Source organism: Flavobacterium sp. LC2016-23, from assembly GCF_009674775.1.
Classification (GTDB): Bacteria; Bacteroidota; Bacteroidia; order Flavobacteriales; family Flavobacteriaceae; genus Flavobacterium.
On sequence record NZ_WKKE01000015.1, the window covers coordinates 147,438 to 168,793 of the forward strand.

At 37.0% G+C, this 21,356-nt stretch carries 16 protein-coding genes; 9 read left to right on the forward strand and 7 right to left on the reverse strand.

Going from position 1 to position 21,356, the window contains the following annotated elements:
- Positions 1 to 109 precede the first annotated feature (109 nt).
- Together GJU43_RS14200 and GJU43_RS14205 are read left to right on the forward strand one after the other, a co-directional pair.
- Positions 110 to 883, forward strand: coding sequence for a TlpA disulfide reductase family protein (locus GJU43_RS14200; protein WP_154341413.1), 774 nt, complete (start codon positions 110 to 112; stop codon positions 881 to 883).
- 360 nt (positions 884 to 1,243) lie between these two features.
- Positions 1,244 to 2,863 carry an ABC-F family ATP-binding cassette domain-containing protein gene (locus GJU43_RS14205; RefSeq protein WP_154341414.1) on the forward strand — a complete coding sequence of 540 codons (1,620 nt, stop codon included), beginning with the start codon at positions 1,244 to 1,246 and terminating at the stop codon, positions 2,861 to 2,863.
- A 155-nt stretch (positions 2,864 to 3,018) separates the two neighbouring features.
- Here the strand turns inward: GJU43_RS14205 and GJU43_RS14210 are convergent, their stop codons facing one another.
- The 4 genes from GJU43_RS14210 to GJU43_RS22815 form a co-directional block, all read right to left on the reverse strand.
- Positions 3,019 to 4,263 (reverse strand): amidohydrolase family protein, encoded by a 1,245-nt coding sequence (locus tag GJU43_RS14210; RefSeq protein ID WP_154341415.1) that lies wholly within the window; start codon positions 4,261 to 4,263, stop codon positions 3,019 to 3,021.
- A 112-nt stretch (positions 4,264 to 4,375) separates the two neighbouring features.
- Positions 4,376 to 5,776, reverse strand: coding sequence for a RagB/SusD family nutrient uptake outer membrane protein (locus tag GJU43_RS14215; protein WP_154341416.1), 1,401 nt, complete (start codon positions 5,774 to 5,776; stop codon positions 4,376 to 4,378).
- A gap of 11 nt (positions 5,777 to 5,787) precedes the next feature.
- Positions 5,788 to 8,874 carry a SusC/RagA family TonB-linked outer membrane protein gene (locus GJU43_RS14220; protein ID WP_154341417.1) on the reverse strand — a complete coding sequence of 1,029 codons (3,087 nt, stop codon included), beginning with the start codon at positions 8,872 to 8,874 and terminating at the stop codon, positions 5,788 to 5,790.
- A gap of 338 nt (positions 8,875 to 9,212) precedes the next feature.
- On the reverse strand, positions 9,213 to 9,386 hold the full coding sequence (locus GJU43_RS22815; protein WP_195760050.1) for a hypothetical protein: 174 nt from the start codon (positions 9,384 to 9,386) through the stop codon (positions 9,213 to 9,215).
- 235 nt (positions 9,387 to 9,621) lie between these two features.
- Here GJU43_RS22815 and pyrR point away from each other — a divergent pair, with 235 nt between their 5' ends.
- The 7 genes from pyrR (at position 9,622) to GJU43_RS14255 (ending at position 15,051) form a co-directional block, all read left to right on the forward strand.
- On the forward strand, positions 9,622 to 10,161 hold the full coding sequence (pyrR, locus tag GJU43_RS14225) for a bifunctional pyr operon transcriptional regulator/uracil phosphoribosyltransferase PyrR (RefSeq protein ID WP_154341418.1): 540 nt from the start codon (positions 9,622 to 9,624) through the stop codon (positions 10,159 to 10,161).
- Positions 10,162 to 10,265: 104 nt separating this feature from the next.
- Complete coding sequence (locus GJU43_RS14230) at positions 10,266 to 10,907, forward strand: hypothetical protein (RefSeq protein ID WP_154341419.1); 642 nt, start codon at positions 10,266 to 10,268, stop codon at positions 10,905 to 10,907.
- An 83-nt stretch (positions 10,908 to 10,990) separates the two neighbouring features.
- Positions 10,991 to 11,917, forward strand: coding sequence for an aspartate carbamoyltransferase catalytic subunit (locus GJU43_RS14235; protein WP_154341420.1), 927 nt, complete (start codon positions 10,991 to 10,993; stop codon positions 11,915 to 11,917).
- Between the two features lie 185 nt (positions 11,918 to 12,102).
- Positions 12,103 to 12,435 carry a ribonuclease Z gene (locus tag GJU43_RS14240; RefSeq protein ID WP_154341421.1) on the forward strand — a complete coding sequence of 111 codons (333 nt, stop codon included), beginning with the start codon at positions 12,103 to 12,105 and terminating at the stop codon, positions 12,433 to 12,435.
- Positions 12,436 to 12,639: 204 nt separating this feature from the next.
- The gene (locus GJU43_RS14245; protein ID WP_154341422.1) at positions 12,640 to 13,548 is read left to right on the forward strand and encodes a ribonuclease Z; all 909 of its coding nucleotides are present in this window, start codon (positions 12,640 to 12,642) and stop codon (positions 13,546 to 13,548) included.
- A 181-nt stretch (positions 13,549 to 13,729) separates the two neighbouring features.
- A complete protein-coding gene (gene pdxH / locus GJU43_RS14250) occupies positions 13,730 to 14,374 on the forward strand; it encodes a pyridoxamine 5'-phosphate oxidase (RefSeq protein ID WP_154341423.1) in 645 nt (214 codons plus the stop codon).
- Positions 14,375 to 14,544: 170 nt separating this feature from the next.
- Positions 14,545 to 15,051 carry a CAP domain-containing protein gene (locus GJU43_RS14255; RefSeq protein ID WP_154341424.1) on the forward strand — a complete coding sequence of 169 codons (507 nt, stop codon included), beginning with the start codon at positions 14,545 to 14,547 and terminating at the stop codon, positions 15,049 to 15,051.
- A 125-nt stretch (positions 15,052 to 15,176) separates the two neighbouring features.
- Here GJU43_RS14255 and GJU43_RS14260 read toward each other — a convergent pair whose 3' ends face one another.
- The 3 genes from GJU43_RS14260 to GJU43_RS14270 all read right to left on the reverse strand — a co-directional run.
- A complete protein-coding gene (locus GJU43_RS14260; RefSeq protein WP_154341425.1) occupies positions 15,177 to 17,099 on the reverse strand; it encodes an OmpA family protein in 1,923 nt (640 codons plus the stop codon).
- A 12-nt stretch (positions 17,100 to 17,111) separates the two neighbouring features.
- Entirely contained in the window at positions 17,112 to 18,029 is a 918-nt protein-coding gene (locus tag GJU43_RS14265; protein WP_154341426.1) for a type IX secretion system membrane protein PorP/SprF, read from the reverse strand.
- Between the two features lie 78 nt (positions 18,030 to 18,107).
- The coding region (locus GJU43_RS14270; RefSeq protein WP_154341427.1) for a gliding motility-associated C-terminal domain-containing protein at positions 18,108 to 21,356 on the reverse strand (3,249 nt) is incomplete at its 5' end.

Below are 21,356 nucleotides of genomic sequence, written 5' to 3' on the forward strand. Positions count from 1 at the left end.
GAATCAGAAAGTTAAGAGGATATAATTATAAAAATTTCGTTTAATGTTTGTTAAAGAGAAATCTGATTTTTAAGTACTTTTACATCTCAATAATGATATTAAAAATTTCATGCAAAAATCAATCCGCATTATCATTCTCTTTCTAATTTTCACTTCCGGTTTCGCTCAGACCAATTCCAAAAAACCTGAAGTTGATCCAGCTCAGATTCAAAAGAATTTCAGCGAATGGTCAGCCTATGAGAATAAAAACATTATGCTTTCCCGGGATTTTGTAGCAATTGATGTTTTTTCAAAAGAAATTTCAAAAGAATCTTTTTTAGACCAGCTGGCGAATGGAAATTATATTCCAATCCGATTAAAATCAGATGATTCCATTTATTATTATAAACTGTTTCAAATTGACTCAAATACCGATTCAAGTATAAAAGCGACCATCAATCAAATAGGTTTTGATGCCCTTAAAAATTATAAAATGGAAGGCATCCCTTTTCCGAAATTTTCATTTAAAGATTTAAACGGAAATGAAGTTTCAAACGAAACGATGAAAGGGAAAATTATAGTAATCAAATGCTGGTACATTCACTGTACGCCCTGCATAAGGGAATTTCCGCAGGTAAATCGTCTGGTGGAGGAATACAAAGACAGAAAAGATATTCTCTTTGTCAGTCTTGCTGAAGATTCGCCAGAGCAATTAAAAGTATTTTTAGCGCGAAAACCATTGTTCTATGCAGTTATTCCGGATATGAAAATCTACATGAATGAAATATTGGATTTGAATGCTTTTCCAACACATTTTATTCTCAATAAAGAAGGTTTGATTTCTAAGGTTTTACCCAATTTTGAAAGTCTGGAAGTCGCTTTGGCGAAAGAGAGTAAATTGTAGTTTTTTTTAAACATATAAGTATGTAAGACAATATAAGTTTATGCTACAAATAAAGCTTGGCTCATTAATCTGACAAAGGTGCAAAGTTTTTTTTAAAGTTAATAAAGTCAATCTTAAATAAACTGATATAACTTACATGGTAAATATTTTACACAAAGATTTTTCCTTTCAAATGTTTTTGAAATTAATAGTATTTTAAATGAACTTATAGCAGAAAATACCCTTCTAATGTCTGTTTACTTTGCATCTCTGCGTCTTTGCGTGAAAAATATTTTTTGGAGAAAAACTTAGCACCTAAGCACCTTTGCAACTTAGAACCTTTTTCCGTACTTTTGCACCAAATTAATTAAAAAGACATTCATGTTAACAGTCAATAATTTATCAGTTCAATTTGGCAAACGAATTTTGTTTGACGAAGTAAATACGACATTCACACACGGAAATATTTACGGCGTTATTGGAGCCAATGGTGCTGGAAAATCTACTTTTCTAAAAATCATTTCAGGTGATATCGATCCAACTTCAGGCCACATTCATTTAGAGCCCGGAAAACGTATGTCGGTTTTAAACCAGAATCACAACATGTTCGACGAGCATACTGTTCTGGAAACCGTTTTGATGGGAAATAAAGTTTTGTACGCTGTTAAAAAAGAAATGGATGAACTTTATCTCGACTACAACGATAAAAACGCAGACAGAATAGGGGAGCTTCAGGTTCAGTTCGAAGAAATGAACGGATGGAATGCCGATTCTGATGCCGCCGCCATGTTGTCTAACTTAGGAATCAACGAAGAACACCATTATACGCTAATGGGAGATCTTGAGGGTAAAATTAAAGTTCGTGTGCTTTTGGCACAGGCACTTTTTGGAAACCCGGATTTGCTTATAATGGATGAGCCTACCAATGACCTGGATTTTGAAACTATCGCCTGGTTAGAAAATTTCCTTGCCAATTATGAAAATACAGTAATCGTAGTATCTCACGACCGTCACTTTTTAGATTCGGTTTGTACTCATATTTCTGATATTGATTTCGGAAAAATAAATCATTACTCAGGAAACTATACTTTCTGGTACGAGTCCAGCCAGTTAGCGGCAAAGCAACGTGCGCAGCAAAACAAAAAAGCCGAGGAAAAGAAACAGGAGTTAGAAGAATTTATTCGTCGTTTTAGTGCGAACGTTGCCAAATCGAAACAAGCAACTTCCCGTAAAAAAATGATCTCTAAACTGAATATCTCCGATATCAAACCTTCCAGCCGTCGTTATCCTGCGATCATTTTTGATCAGGACCGCGAAGCCGGAGATCAGATTCTGAATGTAGAAAACTTAAGCGCTTCTGTAGATGGAGACGTTTTATTTAAAGATGTTCATCTGAATATGGCAAAAGGCGATAAAATCGTTCTTTTTTCGAAAGATTCACGTGCAACAACAGCTTTCTATCAGATTTTAAATAATGAGCAAAAAGCTGATTCCGGAACTTTTGACTGGGGAATTACAACCAATCAGGCCTATTTGCCGGCTGAAAACCATTCGTTTTTCGAAAATGATTTGAGTTTGGTAGACTGGTTACGTCAATATGCAAAAACAGAAGAAGAGCGTGATGAGGTATTTATCAGAGGGTTTTTAGGGAAAATGATTTTCTCCGGAGAAGAAGCCTTAAAAACCAGCCGTGTATTATCAGGAGGAGAAAAAGTACGTTGTATGTTATCCAGAATGATGATGGAGCGCGCCAATATCCTGATGCTTGATGAACCTACGAATCACCTTGATCTGGAGTCGATCACCGCTTTTAATAACTCGTTAAAAAACTTTAAAGGTTCTGTAATTTTTACTACTCATGACCACGAGTTTGCACAAACGGTTGGTAACAGGGTAGTGGAGTTGACACCAAACGGAGTTATCGATCGTTATATGACTTTTGATGAGTATCTGGATGATGAAAAAATTCAGGAGCAAAGAAAGAAAATGTACAACCTTTAATTCGTGTGGTCGTAAAGAATCAATACTAATTTAAGGATTAGAAATATTTAGAAAACACTTGCAAAAATCGTTTTGCAAGTGTTTTTTCTTTTTACAGGTCTTTGTGGTTAAACCAGTTCTTTTTAGTATGGCAACTCTCAGCACTTATTAAGTACTTATTTTTTAGTATAAATAATCCCTGACTTAATAGTTATAAAACCATCTTTTAAGTTTTCGATGTTTTGTACGGGATCTGAATTAGTAATATAAATATCTGCACGTTTACCCGCTTCCAGAACACCTCTGTCTTTCAGTCCAATGCTTTCTGCTCCGATTTTAGTAGCACTTATCAATGCATCCTTATTGCTGAAATTACAGTCAGTAGTTAGTATTTTTATTTCTTTGAATAACGGAGTAGTGCCGGCTTCTTCAAATAAGTACGGCCAGTCTGTTCCTGTCGATACTTTTACTCCAAGTTCATGAGCTCTTTTGGTTATTTTCATACCATCAAAAAAATTGTTGTTTTTTCCCATATAGTTGGTGGCATCGAGTATAATAGTGTTGGCTTTCAGGAGAAGTAAAAGTTTATCCAGTTTTTGGGTATCAATGGCAGGTGGTTTTTTATGATGCTCCGTCTTTCCTTCCGAAAAATCGTAAGGAATGTCAAAGGCGTGTGACATGGAGTTTACTTTTGCGCTGGCGACAGCGGTTGGGGTTGCAGGAAATACTGCTGCATGGCTCCAGCTTTGTAATCTTTGCCTTTTGGCCTCTTTTACAATTTTTTTAATGATATTGTGACTTAGATCATTATATATTTTTATTCCCGTTACACCTGCGCCTTTAGCTTCTGCTACGGCCATTTTAATATCTGTTGTGTCGGTGATAGTACGTTCCCATGGTGAATCTTTATCTTCTTTAGAATGCTTTCTCATTAAATTAAAATAAGCTGGCCCTGCAAATTGTACAGCATAAAAAATAGAAGGAGCAGGCAACTGATTCAGCTTACTGGCACGTTTGTAATCGGCCAGGATAATAGCGTTACCTGTCATATCCCTTACTGTTGTGATACCGGCATATATCATCCTGGAAAGCTGGTCCTTCATATATTGATTATTCTTTTCCCTATCGGGATCAGGTGCCGTTGCCAAATGTACATGTGTATCTATTAATCCGGGTAGTACATACTTTCCGGTGATGTCAATGATAATTGCTCCAACATATTCACTTATATTATCATCATGTAAAATTGCTGTAATTGTAGCGTCAGTGATTACTAAGCTGCCTTTGTGTAATTCAAATTTATCATTAAAGATAAATCCATTCTTTAGTATGGTAACTTTAGGGATTTCCTTGCGTTGGGCGTTTGCTGTTATTATGGTAACCAGAGAAAACATAAAAAGAAGAACTATTTCTTTTTTCATTTAAGAAGGTTTTAAGTGTTAGACAAGCAAAATTTTGGGATTCCGGAAACCAGAGTTATGGATATATAAACTCTGGCTCCGGAAATGACTAGTAGTTCTAAATCAATGTGTTCTAATATCCGGGATTTGGCTTAATGCCCGAACGGTCTATTTCTGTTTGGGGAATCGGCAAAGCAAACCGATTTGCATCAGCGGGTAAACCCGTACCATCTGCTCTTGTAAAACCCAGTCCCAGTCTTTTAAGGTCTGTAAACCTGAAACCTTCAAAAGCGAGTTCTCTTCTTCGTTCGTTTAAAATTTCGCTGCTAAGATCATTTCCTGAATAATTGCCCAAACCACGGGCATTTCTTAGTTTATTTAGATTTGTTAATGCTGCCGTGTTATTGTTTTCGCGTAGATATGATTCTGCCAGTATAAGATATAATTCAGGGACTCTGATTAGTTTCAAATCTATGTTTCCCGGGTCAAATGCCGCCGCATTAGTGGTTCTTGTTCCTGCTTGTTTTTTAGGGTAATAGCTTCCTTTTACTGTGGGATGATTTTTAAAATATACCGTAAATCGAATGTCTTTCGTCTTGTCGTACAGATTTATTAAATCAGTAGATACCAAGTACGGATAACTCGAATAAACAGGTATGGCCAGAAGTGCGGCAGTTTGTCCGGTCTCGGTTTTTTCAAAACGGATTCTGAAAATAATTTCGTTAGATTCATCTTTGTCCCATTCTTTTTCTAAAGCAGTTAAAGTGTTTTCTAATTTATATCTGTTGTCTGTTAACGCCAGGCTGGCATTAACAATAGCATTTTTATAATCAGCGGTTTCATGATACACTCTGGCCAATAATGCATAAATAGCTGTTTTTGATATTCGGTACGAATTCGCCGTATTGTTTGCTAATGCTGCAGCTTCCTTTAAATCTGCCAGAACATAACCAATAACTTCCTGCGTGGTGTTTCTGGGTTTGATTGTGAGCAAAGCATCAGTTTCAAACCGGTAAGGAACAGCCAATGCGGTTGTACCGCTATTATAAGCCGGAGCATAAAACCGATATAAATTGTAGTATAATAAAGCGCGTAATCCCAGTGCTTCACCCAAAAAGACATCTTTATTTTTTAAGGAACTCGATCTCGCCTGCCTAATGATCGTGTTTACATTATTGATGGCCTGATAAGAAATTCTCCAAAACCCTTCTATTCCTCCCGTTGAACCATTGTAAGCCAACGGATATAAGGTTTCAACACTATTGTCAAAAGAATAATCATTTGGGCTTGATGAGGCCAGAAGATCGTCACTAATGGCCTCAGGAATCGTATAAATGCCAAACGAATACCCATTGAAGTCTTGTTTCATAAGACCATAAACACCATCCAAAGCACTTCTGAAACCTCCCTCGGTCTGAAGCAGGGTACCGGGAGCTAATTCGTCCAGCGGTTGTTTGTTTATAATATCATCAGAACAACTGCTAAAAAAAATAAACACTGCTGCAGTAAAAAGTAATTTTATATTTGTTTTCATAATCTTTTGTATTAAAAATTAGCATTAAGACCAAACGAGTAGCCTCTTAGAATTGAAGAGGAAAGTCCAATACCGCCACTGGCAGACGCATATTCCGGATCTATGTAAGACACGGCTGTTTTTGTGAGCAGGTTTTGTCCCTGAACGTAAATTCGTAAACGCTGAATCCCTATTTTATCAGAGACCGTTTTGTTGAGCGTGTAGCCGAGAGTAATATTCTTCCATTTAATGTAGGACGCATCCTGAAGAAACTGAGAAGAAGTTTTGTAGTCGGAAACCATGGGCGATGTTGGCCGGGCCAGATAGACCTGCCTTATGGCTAAATCTGTCTGATCGCCCGGATTTTTCCACGCAGCTGCTACGTTAACATGCTGGTTAAAAGCGGGGTTGTTGTATAAGTTATAAATGCCCTCATTTAAAACGTAATGTCCTCCGGCATAAGAAATCAGGAACGACATATCAAGGTTTCTAAATCGGAACGTATTGGTCAGACCACCATGATATTTAGGTATAGAGGTTTTATTGACAACTTGTCTCAGACCGTTAATCTCGTTGGCATTAGAGGCTGTTCTGCTCGTGTTATAGTCTGTCAGCTTCCCGTCCTGTGCCCGATATTGATTAAAACCCGTTTTCGGATTTACACCTGCCCAGTCCGTGATATAAAAAGATCTTATGGGGCTGCCTTCTTTAAATACGGTAGATCCGGAATTTATAAGCATATCCTTTTCATTCGATAGCGATAAAACAGTTCCTTTATTAAAGGCAATATTAAAATCGGTGGTCCACGAAAAATCTTTGTTTTTAAAGTTTACGAGGTGAAGGTTTATTTCAATACCCTCATTTCTAAAATCTCCAATATTCGAAATCAGTTCGGTAAAACCCGAAGTTAATGGAAGAGGCTTACTGTTTAATAAATCTTTAGTGTCTCTGATATAATAATCAATTGTTCCCGAAATACGATTTTTGAATACACCATAATCCAGACCGAAGTTCTTATTATTGTTCTTTTCCCAGGTTAAATCTGCGTTTTCTCCTCTTGTTAAGTACGGTACTGTGCTGCCGGCATAATTGATCTGGCTTCTGTAACCATATAAAGACTGGGAAGCAAAATCGCCAATAAAATCATTGCCCGAAGTTCCAAGACTGGCTCTTAATTTTAAAGAGTTTATGATACTGCTGTCTTTAAAAAAATCATTGTAAATATTCCAGGAAGTTCCGAGAGACCAGAAGTTCGCATATTTATGATTGTCACCAAAACGGGAAGATCCGTCTCTCCTGAAGGATAAGGATAGACTGTAGGTGTTATCGAACGAATAATTTAATCTTGAAAAATAAGATAAGGAACCGGCGTGAGATTTTCGTTCACTAATGGTAGACACGGTTTTTGCAGCACTGATAGTTTGTATCGCATCGGAATTGAAATCTCTGGCAAATACCGACAAGCTGTTCGTTTCGTATTCGTTAAATTCATTGCCCAGTATAAAATCAAAATTGTGTTTTTTTATTTTTTGGGCTATGCTTGCTGTCAGCGTTCCCGTATAGTTATTATTATCGCCGTTAGAATAACTTAATACACCTCCGTTGACTATGACTTTTTCGAAACTGCTGCTTTTTGAAGTGTTGTAATTTGCTCCTAAAACGCCATTTAAGCTTAACCATTTAAAAGGTGTATACGTTAGATTAACGCTTCCGCCAATATTTTTTCGGTTGGCACTTATATCGGTATTATCGCGAACATATAATGGGTTGTAAGGAATTCCGGAAGAGTTACCAACATCCAGCAGTCTCAGGGGATCTCCATTATCATCAAAAACGGTCAGCCACGGATTTAATAAAAAGGCATTAGAAAATGGGGATCCAATCGTTCGTTTATCCTCTTCGTTTACATTTCCGAAATTTCCTGAAAATCCTGCCTTTAATGTAGATCCCAGGTCAAAATCCATTCTCATTGTTGCGGTATATCTTTTATAGTGGCTGCCAAAGATATTTTCGACATTATTGTAAGTGACAGAAGTATAATAATTGGCTTTGTCTGAACCTCCCGAAAAAGAAATGTCGTTTTCTCTGTTGATTTCATTCGTTAAAAGAAGATTTGCCCAATTTAGATTCGTATTGGAGTCTCTTCTTTTTTGAAGCAATGCCGGATTAGATTTATAAAACCCCAATGATTCTTCAAAATCTAATTTTTGAGAACCATTCATTAAATCATTGGTAAAGGACTGATCTGCTTTTTTAACCCCCAGTCTGGTATTGAAACTAACTTGTAGTTTTGCATTTCGGTTTCCTCTTTTCGTAGTAACTATGATCACGCCGTTTGTTCCTTTAGATCCATAAATAGAAGTTGAAGCAGCATCTTTCAGAATACTGATTTCTTTTATGTCTGCGGCATTTAACGAAAAGGCGCCTAGTCCCGACCTCGGCATTTGAATACCATCCACCACGATCAGCGGTTCTGTACTCGCACTTATAGAACCAACACCTCTTAATAAGATGGAGGGCGGTGCATCGGGAGAGGTAAAGTTTTCCTGAACAAATAAACCCGGGACTACACCAATTAAAGCATCAGCAAAAGATACATTTTGTGTGTTTTGCAATACTTTGGTATCGACTTTTGTGACAGCACCGGTTATTTTATCCCGGGATGTTTTTCCATAGCCTACCAAAACGAGTTCGTCCAGTTCGTTGGTAATGGGCTCAAGGGTAACGTTGAGTACAACCTGATTGGTCATTTTAATCTTTTTGGTCTTAAAGCCTAAAAAACTAAAATGAATCACATCACCATTATGTACCAGTATTTCGAATTTACCATCAAAATCAGTAGTTGTGCCTTGTTTTTCATTGTTTACTAAAATGGTTACTCCAATTAAAGGAAGGTCGTTTTGGTCTTTAACTACACCATGAATTTTCTGCTGAACTGAAATTTCACGTGTGATAGTAACAACCGGCTTGTTCGCTGTTTTTAACTTCTTCGCATAATTTCCGGATTGTACATCCAGTACCGAAGCAATAAGAAAAAGAGCGGCTAGTTTTTTCTTTAAGGATGTTTTTAAAGAAAATAAAAGTACCGTTCGGACTTTTTTGTTGTTATTTTTTTTCATACTTTTTACAATTATTTTAGTTTCGTTAGTAAATTTGTGATTTGAATTTAGGAACGATAAATAAAAAACCATAAACCGATTGATAAGTGGTTGTTTCTAATTGATAACTGTAGAAAAAAGTATGAATTAGGTGGCTTTTTTTAACTAAAAAGTATATTGTAAGCGGTCAGGAGGTATTAGTAAGTTGCTTACCGGGATAACACTTTTGATAGCTGTTTGAACAGTAAAAAATAAAAATGAAGAGGAAGAAGAGGTAACTGCGAAAGAAGAGATATTATTTATGAAATTAGTGAGATAAAAAAATCCCGTTGCTTTTGTAACGGGATTTTTTTTATGTTTTATTTTCTGCCGAAAAGTTTAGCGAAAATGAAAATGATGATCGCAATAATAAAGATTACGATAAAAATTCCGAATCCCATTCCGGCTTTAAAAATGTCTCCAATAACTTCGCAACTTGTAAATGAAAATAGTATTACGAATACCATTAACAAACGTGTAATGTTCTTTTGCATGATTTTGCTGTTTTAATTGTTTTAAAAAGAATTTAGTATTCTAATTAGGGTGGGATAAAATTACTTCAAACAGCGAAAAAAGGTTTTATATAATTTGGTTGAAAAGTTCTAATATTTATCGGTTTTCAGAAAAAACAAACATGCTTATTGTTGAAAAAAAATATTTCCACACCCAACACCCCAACAAATAAATTCTGATTTCGTATATTTGCCCAACTAAAAATGTCACTGCATTATGAGCCAAAAAGTATTACTTAATTCAAAAGAAGTTACTATCATATTCCATCGTTTGGCTTGTCAGTTGATTGAAAAACACTTAGATTTTTCGGATACTATTTTAGTGGGAATTCAGCCGAGAGGTGTTTTCCTGGCAGAACGCCTGAAACAGATATTAGAAAACGAATACCAGACACCGGAAATCTCTTTGGGTTATCTGGATATCACTTTCTTCAGGGATGACTTTCGCCGAACTGATAAACCGCTTGAAGCCAATAAAACACAAATAAATTTTATAGTCGAAAATAAAAAAGTCATTTTTATCGATGACGTTTTGTTTACCGGACGCAGCATTCGTTCTGCCTTAACCGCCATTCAGTCTTTCGGAAGACCTTCTGAAATTGAATTGTTAGTGTTAATCGACAGACGTTTTAGCCGCAATTTGCCTATTCAGCCCGATTACCGCGGCCGTCAGGTAGATGCCATAAATGGTGAAAAAGTAAAAGTGAGCTGGAAAGAAAACGAAGGGGAAGACGCCGTGTATTTGATAACGAATTAGTTGAATCGGTTAATCGGTTATTTGTTTAACCGTTTAATCACAAAAACAGACGATTAAAGGATCACACAAATAAACGGTTAAACAAATCAACGATTAAACAACAAATGACAGAGAACGAAGCGTTTATTTATGAATCAATTTTTAATCAGGTTAGAATGGGATTTCTTTCTCTTGATGAGATCCAGGAAAATATCATAGAAGAGATTCAAGACAACGAATTTGAAGACGAAATCTCAGAAGAATGGGCTTTTGATAAAATAAGAGAAGAATACCAAAAGGTACTGGCGGAAAGTAAACAGTGGAAAAGCCCAACAGATACTGAAAAGCTCATAAAAGCGTTTGATGCGTTATGTGATGACAATATCTTTGCGCTTCACAATGCAGGTTACACCACAAGTGAAGGTGAATATGAAGTAGTGGAGGTGGAAAGAGAACTTCAGGAAAACGAAGTCGAATCTGATGGTTATTGTTTTTATCACGGACAAGATCTGGAAAGGGCTGTTGCAATTGAAAATCCGGGTTTGTTTATCGCTTTCCAGAAAGTAGATAATACTGATGATGAAACTACCATTGAAGTGGGGAAACGGGTTGCCGAAGTTTTAATAAATAACGATTTTGTAATAAAATGGAATGGTTCGGCAACGACTAAAATAGAGATTCCGGGTTTCAGATGGCAGAAGATTTTTGACGAAGATGCGAGAGATCTGCAAGATTATAGTGAGGTGGTAGACAGAATGGTGCAATAGAGTAGCTGCTCCTTAAAGAAGTGTTGAAAGACTGAATAAGTTCAGTATTTCAGGAATTTGACAAATAATATTAAACAAACACAATGAAAGAATTAAGCGTAAATCATTTATTAGGAATTAAATACATCAACGAGAATGATATTAACCTGATTTTTGAAACTGCCGATCATTTTAAAGAAGTCATTAACCGGCCAATTAAAAAAGTTCCTTCATTACGAGATATTACGATTGCCAACATTTTCTTCGAAAACAGTACACGGACAAAACTTTCGTTCGAGTTGGCCCAAAAAAGATTATCTGCTGATGTGATTAGTTTTTCGGCAGCCCAGTCGTCGGTTAAAAAAGGAGAAACCCTGATCGATACGGTAAATAATATCCTTTCCATGAAAGTAGACATGGTTGTAATGCGCCACTCCAATCCCGGAGCGGCTTATTTTTTATCTAAAAACGTCAAAGCCAGTATCGTAAATGCGGGAGACGGAGCACACGAACACCCGACTCAGGCTTTATTGGACAGTTATTCGATCAGAGAAAAATTAGGTGATGTTGCCGGAAAAAAAGTAGTTATTGTGGGCGATGTTTTACACTCAAGAGTTGCATTATCTAACATTTATGCCTTGAAGATGCAGGGTGCTGAGGTAAAAGTCTGCGGACCCAAAACACTGATTCCAAGATATATTGAATCCCTTGGGGTTACGGTGGAACCTAATTTGCGTAAAGCTTTGGAATGGTGTGACGTTGCCAATATGTTACGTGTTCAGAACGAACGCATGGACGTGAACTTTTTCCCTTCAACACGGGAATACGCACAGCAATACGGAGTAGACAAGCCCTTATTGGATTCGCTGGGTAAAGAAATTATAATCATGCACCCGGGACCTATCAACAGAGGAGTAGAGATTACAAGTGAAGTAGCCGATTCCAGTCAGTCAGTGATTTTAAATCAGGTAGAGAACGGTGTAGCAATCAGAATGGCTGTGATTTATCTTTTGGCATCGAAGATTCAGTAGTTTTTTAGTCTCAGTTTTCAGTCTCAGCGGCTCATTTGTCACCCTTAGCGAAGTCGAAAGGCTTTTAGGTAAAAAGAGGCTTCGACTTCGCTCAGCCTGACAAACATGAAACTTCAAATCTAAAAAAGGAACACCAAAAAAACTTTGTACCTTAGTACTCATATTAAAGCGATATAAATTATAAAATGAAAGTAGATCAAAAAGGACATACCGTTACTATTAAAGACACACAGGGAGATTTTAATGCTTTCCTGGAAAAAGTAACGCAGCAATTTAAAACCTTTGAAAAACAAAATATTATAATAGATCTATCAGCACATACTGCTTTATCTGAAAAAGATATAAAGCTGTTTTTACCACTTTCGAAGCAACATAAAAAAGCAAAAAAATCATTTGTAATAGTAGTTGCAGACCTTGACTTTAATGCTGTTTCTGATAAATTAACGGTTGTTCCTTCTCTTCTGGAAGCACACGATATTATCGAAATGGAAGAAATTGAAAGAGACCTCGGATTTTAAAGTTGATTTAATTGTTTATTTGTTTAACCGTTGAACTGTTTAATCGATTTGGCTGAGTTACTTTTTAACCATTAAACAATTTACCAACTAAACTAAAATTGTTAACTATTTAATAGATTTTATGTCATGTTATAATAGATTTTATATGAAATTATAATTCTGGCGATTAAACGATTTACCAAATAAACGATTAAATATTAAATATTGAAATTAACGATACTCGGCTGTTATGCCGCAACTCCAAGAACGATTACGAATCCGACAGCACAGGTTTTAGAAATAAAAAACAGGATGTTTCTGATTGATTGCGGAGAAGGAACTCAGGCGCAGTTGCGTAAGAACAAGATTAAATTCTCTAAAATCAATCACATTTTTATTTCGCATTTGCATGGTGATCACTTCTTTGGACTGATTGGTACGATTTCTACTTTTGCATTATTAGGCCGCACCACCGATTTACACATTTATGGACCGAAAGGAGTGAAGGAAATTATCACTTTACAGTTAAGGCTATCCAATTCCTGGACAACTTATGATCTGTTTTTTCATGAACTGGAATCGACAGAAAGTGAAGTAATTTTTGAGGATAACCGCGTCATTGTCAAAACAATTCCATTGAAACACCGCGTTTATACGAATGGATTTCTGTTTCAGGAAAAACCGGGAGACCGGAAACTAAATGTTGAGGCGGTACAGTACTACAATATTCACACCGCCTATTATCAAAAAATAAAAGGCGGCGGCAATGTAACACTGGAAGACGGAAGCGTAATCGAAAATGAAAAATTATCTTTCGATCCGATTCCTGCAATGAGTTACGCTTTTTGCTCCGATACGGTTTACAATGAAGCTATTATTCCGATTATAAAAGACGTAGATGTTTTATACCATGAATCCACCTTTTTAGAATCAGAAGCTCCTCTGGCTCTGAAAACATTGCATTCTACCGCAAAAGAAGCAGCAAGAATTGCCCTGAAAGCCAATGCAAAACAATTGGTTTTAGGACATTATTCTACAAGATATGATGGCATTGAACGTTTTAAAGAAGAAGCAGAAGCTATTTTTCCGAATGTACTTTTAGGAGACGATGGAAGAAGTTTTGAGTTTGACTAATGCGCTAAGGTTCTGAGAAGCTAAGTTGCTAAGTTTCTGATTTAATGAGTTAAAGATTCAACATTCCGTTAAATCTAAAATCTAAGAAGTCCAACAATCTAAGAAGTCCAATAATCTAAGAAGTCCGATAATCTAAGAAGTCCAACAATCTAAGAAGTCCAAAAATCTAAAAATCTAAAAAATGAATGATTTAAGCAACTATAGAAAATCTTACGAAAAAAGCGAATTGCTTGAAAGTACTATTCCCGAAGATCCGATTAATCTTTTTAACCGATGGTTTCATGAAGTGGAAGATTTTGGCGCAGGCGGAGAAGTAAATGCGATGACTGTGGCTACAATTGGTCTGGATGGTTTTCCAAAATCGAGAGTGGTTCTGCTGAAGAAATTTTCTGAAGAAGGTTTTATTTTCTATACCAATTATAATTCTGAAAAAGGAAAAGCTATAGCTGCGAATCCGCATGTCTGTTTGTCTTTTTTCTGGCAGGAAATGGAGCGTCAGGTGATTATAAAGGGTATTGCACAGAAAACGTCGGAAAATATCTCTGACGGTTATTTTGATTCCCGTCCTGACGGAAGCAAGTTAGGGGCCATTGTCTCCAATCAGAGTGACGTAATTCCGTCAAGAACATTTTTGGAAGAAAACCTGAAAAAACTGGAGAAAGAATTTGAAGGAAAACCAATTCCAAGACCGGAAAATTGGGGCGGATTTTTAGTAACGCCCTTAGAGGTTGAATTTTGGCAGGGAAGACCCAACAGATTGCACGACAGAATCAGATACAGCAGCCAAACTGATTTTTCATGGAAAATAGAAAGGCTGTCTTCTTAGTTGTAAGAAATTTATTTTAGATAAAGGATTTGCAATGTATTTCATCGATTATTTTTGCGGTTTAGCGACAAATTGAATATGTTTGACACAGAAAATGAAAAGAACATATTAAAATAATATTTTAAAGGATTTGCCCCAACATTTACTTTAAACGCTAAATGCTAATGACTATGAAGAAGATTATGCGCACCATGATGTTCGTTGTGATGATTATCACAATGAACTCATGTTCTGCAGACACAGCAGAAGGAACTGACACCAACAGCGTTATACTTGAAACTCTGAATGTAACCTATACTTACAATGATTCAGAATTAGAATTGATGCAGCTTATAAACAATTATCGTACGAGTATTGGTTTAAATGCATTGGAAAAAGTAAATCATATTTCTAACAAATGCGAAGAACATAATAAATATATGATTGCAAACAATGTTGTGGACCACAGTGATTTTGTTTCCCGATCTGAAAATATTATGAAAGTTCTTGCCGCTAAAAATGTGGGAGAAAATGTAGCTTACAATTACAAAACTTCAGAGGCTGTTCTGAAAGCCTGGCTGGAATCTCCGGGACACAAAAAAAATATCGAAGGAAACTATACGCACTTCGGCATTTCTGTTACTACCGATCCTGCAACAGGAAAGAAATATTATACCAATATATTTGCGAGAATATAACAAAAACAAATTGGATTGTTTTTTTTTAGTTAGTCGTTGTAATTCTATGAATTACAACGATTTTTTTTAGAAATAAGCTGCCAGAATTAGTTTCAGACAGCTTTTACTAAATAAAGATTTTTTTATTACAATGCGGTAATAATAAACTCACTTCGTCTGTTTTCCTGATGTTCCGCTTCGGTACAAGGTACTCCGTCAGCACATTTGTTTACCAGTTCGGTTTCTCCATATCCTCTTCCGGTCAGTCGATTTTTAGATACTCCATTTCCAATAAGCCATTCAATAGTTGATTTTGCCCTTCTGTCGGACAAGTTTTCATTGTATTTAAAGGTTGCGCGACTGTCGGTATGTGACCGGATATCGAGTTTCATGTTGGGATTGTCGTTGAGGACTGCCAGTATTTTTTCAAGGTCCAGTGCCGCTTCAGAACGAATGTTCGATTTATCCAGATCAAAATAAATCATTTTTATACCAAAACATTTTCCTAAATCATCTCCGACCGTTACTTTGCAGGTCGATTTATCCAAAGCTATGGGCAGGCTTGTTTTTCCGCTTGTTTTTTCAATGGTAATAGGCACTTCTTTGGTGGTGTAATCTGTTTTTTCGGCTCTTACATAATAGGTTTTACCACATTCAACAGGAAAGATATAATTTCCGGAAGCATCTGCAGGGACCGTATTTTTTTGCTCCATCTCATTGTTAAATAGAGTGACTTTTGCGCCTGGCAAAGTGGCTCCGGTTTCAGCATCGGTAATGACCCCGTTTAATTCTTGTAAACATTTCAGCCTTTTGGTTTCCAGGAATTTGTAAATGTCATCGGATCCTTGTCCTCCGTCTTTATTGGAACTGAAATACCCTTTTCTGGAATCAGGATTTATTATATAAGCAAAATCATCTTTTGGTGAATTGATATCATTACCGATATTCTGGATATTAGTAATGCTTCCGTCATTTCCGATTTCACCCACGAAAACATCCAGACCGCCAAGTCCGGGATGCCCGTCGGAGGCAAAATAGATTTCATTTTCACTCGTGACATACGGAAAGGTTTCCTTTCCTTCGGTATTAATACTCTTTCCTAAGTTTTTTGGGGTTCCAAAATCGCCATTGTCGTTTATACTTACTTTGTAAAGATCCGACTGGCCGAATGTTCCGGGCATATCAGAGGCAAAATACAATGTTTTTTCGTCCGGACTAAGTGCAGGATGTGCCGTACTGTAATTATCACTGTCAAATGAAACGGGTACTGCGCTATTCCATTTACCATTTTCGAAAGTCGCTTTGTAAATTTTTAGTAGAGTAATTTTATGGGCATCTTTTCCTTTTTTACCGGTTACATAATTGTTTCTCGTAAAATAAACTGTTTTGCCGTCTTTTGTAAAGACAGGAGTTGCTTCGTGAAATTTTGTATTTACGGCATTTTTAAATTTCATTACTCTGACAGAATCCACATCTGCGAAATATAGATTTGTAAAATATTCGTCCGTCCATTTGTGTTTCCGGTTTGAAAAATTTCCTGTATCCCGTGCAGAGGCAAAGTAGATTTTGTTGTCGTGTACAAAGGTACTATAATCGGAATATTTAGAATTAATGCCGGCATTTTCAATGGTGTAACGACCTGAATTTGCTTTTATCTTATTCAGATAATCTTCATTTTCATCGTAGCGTTTACTTCTGCTGTCATTTTTGAATTTCGAATTAAATTCATCCATAATTTTTTTTGCCTTATCCATTTGCCCCGTTGATTTGAGTGATTGGGCATATCGGTAATAGTATTCTGCTTCCACATCGTTATTCATTTCAAATAAGGCATTGTACCATTTCGCAGCGCCTTCAAAATCAGAATTAAAATAATGCGAATTCCCAAGTTTTTTGAACATGTCTTCAGATTTGTACCCTTTTTCGGCGACACGTTCGTAGATCTTTATGGCATTTATATACGCATAGTTATTGTAATTTTTATCGGCAGAATTTATTTTCGACTGCTGGGCATAACCGTTAAAGGAAACAATAATAATTGTCAGGTAAAGGAGTATATAATTTTTCATGGTCATTATTTTTTAGAAGAAACGGGGAGTTGTCATTTTACCTTTGTTCGATAAAAATTCATATCGTAAGAAGATCTCGTGGGAGCCTGAATTGTAATTGTTTAAATGGGTAGTTTCGTGATCGTATCCATATCCGATATATAAACCATCTGTAATTTGAAAACCGGCCATTGCACTTAGCGAAGCGCTCCATCTGTAAGCGACACCCAGAACAAATTTATCGATAAACATAAAGTTGGCAGAAACATCGACTTGTAAAGGGGCACCCTCTACCATTTTAACAAGAGCGGCAGGTTTAAACTTAATGTACTCATAATGATCTAAATTAAAAACGTAACCCGCCATGAAATAATAGTTTATTTTATCCTTAAAAATGGCAATATCATTATTACTGTAGCGATCAGTTTCAATAAAATTAGGTACTGATAAACCGATATAGGCTTTATCAGAGTGCCAGTAAATCCCGGCGCCTACATTGGGAGAAAATTTATTACGGAGATCCTGAAACTGAGGATCTCCCTGATCTGCGGGATTCAGTTTGTTAATATCTAGATTGAATAAATTAGCCGTCCCTTTGATCCCAAAAGAAAGTTTGAAATTAGCTGATGTCTGAATCGTGTAAGAAAGGTCGGCTGAAAGCGTATTTTCATTGGTTGGCCCGATTTTATCATTGACCAGTGAAATTCCAACCCCTAAATTACTGTTGTTTATGGGCGTATTAACCGAAAAACTGCTCGTTTCCGGTGCACCGTCAAGTCCGATCCATTGCGTACGGTATAAGCCGAAAATACTCAGGGCTCCACGTGATCCTGCATAGGCCGGATTGATATTTATCGTATTGTACATGTATTGTGTAAACTGGGCATCCTGCTGTGCATAGCCAGTTATTGCTGTAAACATGATGACTAAGAAAAATAATTTTGTTCTCATAGTAGCTATTTATTATTCAATTATTACTAATGATTTTTTTATTAATACTTATAATCCGCAATCACTGTCAGGGTATTTTTATTTGGACAAATAAAGATAACCACTTTCTTTATGATTTTGAACGATATTTTTTCCGTCTAAAGTCTCATAATTAATGATATAGAAATAAGTGCCTGTCGGTAAACCTTCCGATTGTTTGATAGTTGTTCGTCCTCTTGAAGTCCCGTCGAATGCATTAGTTGTATTATTGTAGTTGATGGTGTCAAATACTAATATTCCCCAACGATTGTAAATTTCTACCGTATTTTTAGGATAACAAGTCACTTCATCAATATGATCAATCTGGAAAAAATCATTTTTTCCATCACCATTCGGTGTAAAGGCATTGTGTATCACGATGCTTTCACAAGCCAGCACTTTACAGTCGTCATTTACTTCCATAGTTAATACAACACTTCTTGGACAGCTTTCATCTACTATTTTATATTCAAAAGCGTAAGTACCCACTGCTAAACCAAACGGATTAAAGGTGCTGCCCTGCAATGCATTACTGTTACCTGTATCCGCCCATGTTCCAGTTAACGGAGTGTTTTCAGGCAGTAAAGTCTGCAGATTAATCTGAGTTGAGTCATCTGCACAAGCCTCACTTCTTATATTGGTTATGCCGTTTGGAACTACAGTTATGGTAACAGTGGCAGTATCGCAAATATCCGGGAATGCTTTAACACAAAGCTGGTACATATAGGTGTAGGTCCCTGCCGGTGTTAAGCTGGATACATTTACATTACCGGAAGCATCAATTGATATGTTCGGATCTGTTTTTGCCGCATTATTGTTTTCATTTATTAAAGTAAAGTTGGTAAGTTCTATGGTGGCAGCTGCGGTATCTAAGAAATCATTACTCAATACATTTCCAACCAGTCCAAAAGTAGTACAGCCAATAGTAGCATACAGATCATCATTGGCTTGAATTGTTGGCGGAGCCGGAGGTGTATTTATTACTGTTACAGTTACCATTGCGGTATCACAATTACTGATATCATCGGCTTCACAAATTTGATATACCATGGTTAATGTGCCAGTAGGAGCATTTGGTAAAAGATCTACAGAACCATCAGGATTCAATTGTAAAAATTCGTTTGGTGTTACGGTAGTGATTACAACATCTGCAGCCGTTACTACTACACCTTCCAACGTGTCATTTGGCAGTACATTCAAAATATTTGGCGTTTTTATATTCACTCCCGCTATCGGACCTGCACTATCGTCATTGGCAATGATGTCAGCATACGTTTTGCAGACAATACCAAAGTCAAGATCTAAATGAACCAAATCAGCAGTTGTAACTGTTGCAATATAAGCACCCGTACTGGTTATGCTGCAAATAGTATGCATTTGCGCTTTTCCGGTTTTAGATGGTGCGTTTTTGGCTGCTGCCGAAGGAATAACTTTCACCAGTCCTGTTGCTCCTAAAGCTGCTGCAGCAGTATCGAAACTGGAATCTCTTAGCAATTTTACGTTATAATCGCCATAAGGATTTTCAAAAGCAGGTCGGTTGATCCAAAATCCCTGCATGCCAATGATAACTTCTGCGTGATATCCGTTTGGACCATCAATAATAACGTTTGGACTCATTGCGTTTCCGAAACCGCCGGCATTTAACTCGCCAACATTTTGAGCACCGGAGTAACTTCCGTCACCATTTAAATCAATCCATTCCCATAAACTATAATCAACAGCTCCATTACCATCCGGTATGTTTTTGGTTACTACACCATCATTATTGGCATCATACCATTCATCCTGAACTCCGTTGGCATTGGTGTCGTACCAAACATAATCGCCTAAAACAGGAAGGCTTGATTTTCCATATTCGAAATTATGTACCTGGAATTTACATTCTTCAAGAGCAGTTAAAAACGAATTTGAGTTAACAGGATATAATTGGTAAGCACTAATTAAATTGGCATCCTGTACTTGTACCACATAATTTCCGGAAGCCATGCCGGTAAAGCTATACATTCCGTTAGCATCTGTTAACCGTAATAGAACAGGGCCAGTTGTTGTTCCTTGTGGTATAAGCGTTACAGGCACATTAGCAAGCGGAGTATTTGTATCTGCATTTATAATTTGGCCAGATATTTTAATTTTATACGGAGGCTCAGTAATAGTAACTGATGTAGTTGCAGTACAAGTTTGGTTTTCATTATTTACAGCGGAAGTTGCAGTTAAGGTATAAATACCAGCGGGAAGATTCATATTTCCAACAACTTCATTATTTTGATTTCTAATAACAACAATTGAACCGGGACTGCTTGTTACAGTGATCACACCATCGGTACCTCCAAGACAGGTTACGTTTGAAACGACTGCGCTCACACTAACTTTATTTTCTACAGTAAATGTTTGTATCAATTCCGTTTTATTACCGGAACAATCTGTAAGCGTATAAGTTCGCGTTAAAACATAAGCGTTTCCATCGCATCCGTTTGCACCATTATTACTGTCATTGATCGTAACGGTTACATTTGAATCGCAATTATCAGAAACATTTGTAACATCCTGAGGACGACCAACAGGAATGTCAGAAATACTTTGTAATCCGGCTACATCCGCAGGCGCTGTTCCGGTTGGAGGTGTTGTATCACTCACCATTATGATTTGTGAATAAGATGCTGTGTTACCGGAACAGTCACTTGTGGTCCAGGTGCGTGTCAAAGTATAATTAGAGTTACATTGATTTTGAATGTCACTTTTTATTTCAGAGAAAACAATCGGTAAATCTAAATTGCAATTGTCCGAAACTGCCAGTTCGGCGGGTTCAGGAACTGCATCGCAGGAAACAGTGATATTTGTTGGAAGATCTCCGCTGAACATAGGTTTGGTAGTATCTTCAATGGTAATCACTTGCGTGAAAGTATCAGAAGTATTTCCGCAATCGTCTTTTACGGTCCAGGTATTGGTATAGGTTCCTGCGTTGGCGCAAGTCTCTGACGGAACAAAAGCGCCGCTTGTTTTTACACTATTCGAAACATCACCGTCGCAGGTATCGGTTGCGATAGGGAATTGTGCCTGTGCAGCAGCCAAAGCCTCAGCATCGCTGCATTGCACTGTTACGTTTAAAGCACCCGCCGCAGTATTCCAGGTTGGTGCGGTAGTATCTTCAATGGTAATCACTTGCGTGAAAGTATCAGAAGTATTTCCGCAATCGTCTTTTACAGTCCAGGTGTTGGTATAGGTTCCTGCGTTAGCGCAAGTCTCTGACGGAACAAAAGCGCCGCTTGTTTTTACACTATTCGAAACATCACCATCACAGGTATCGGTTGC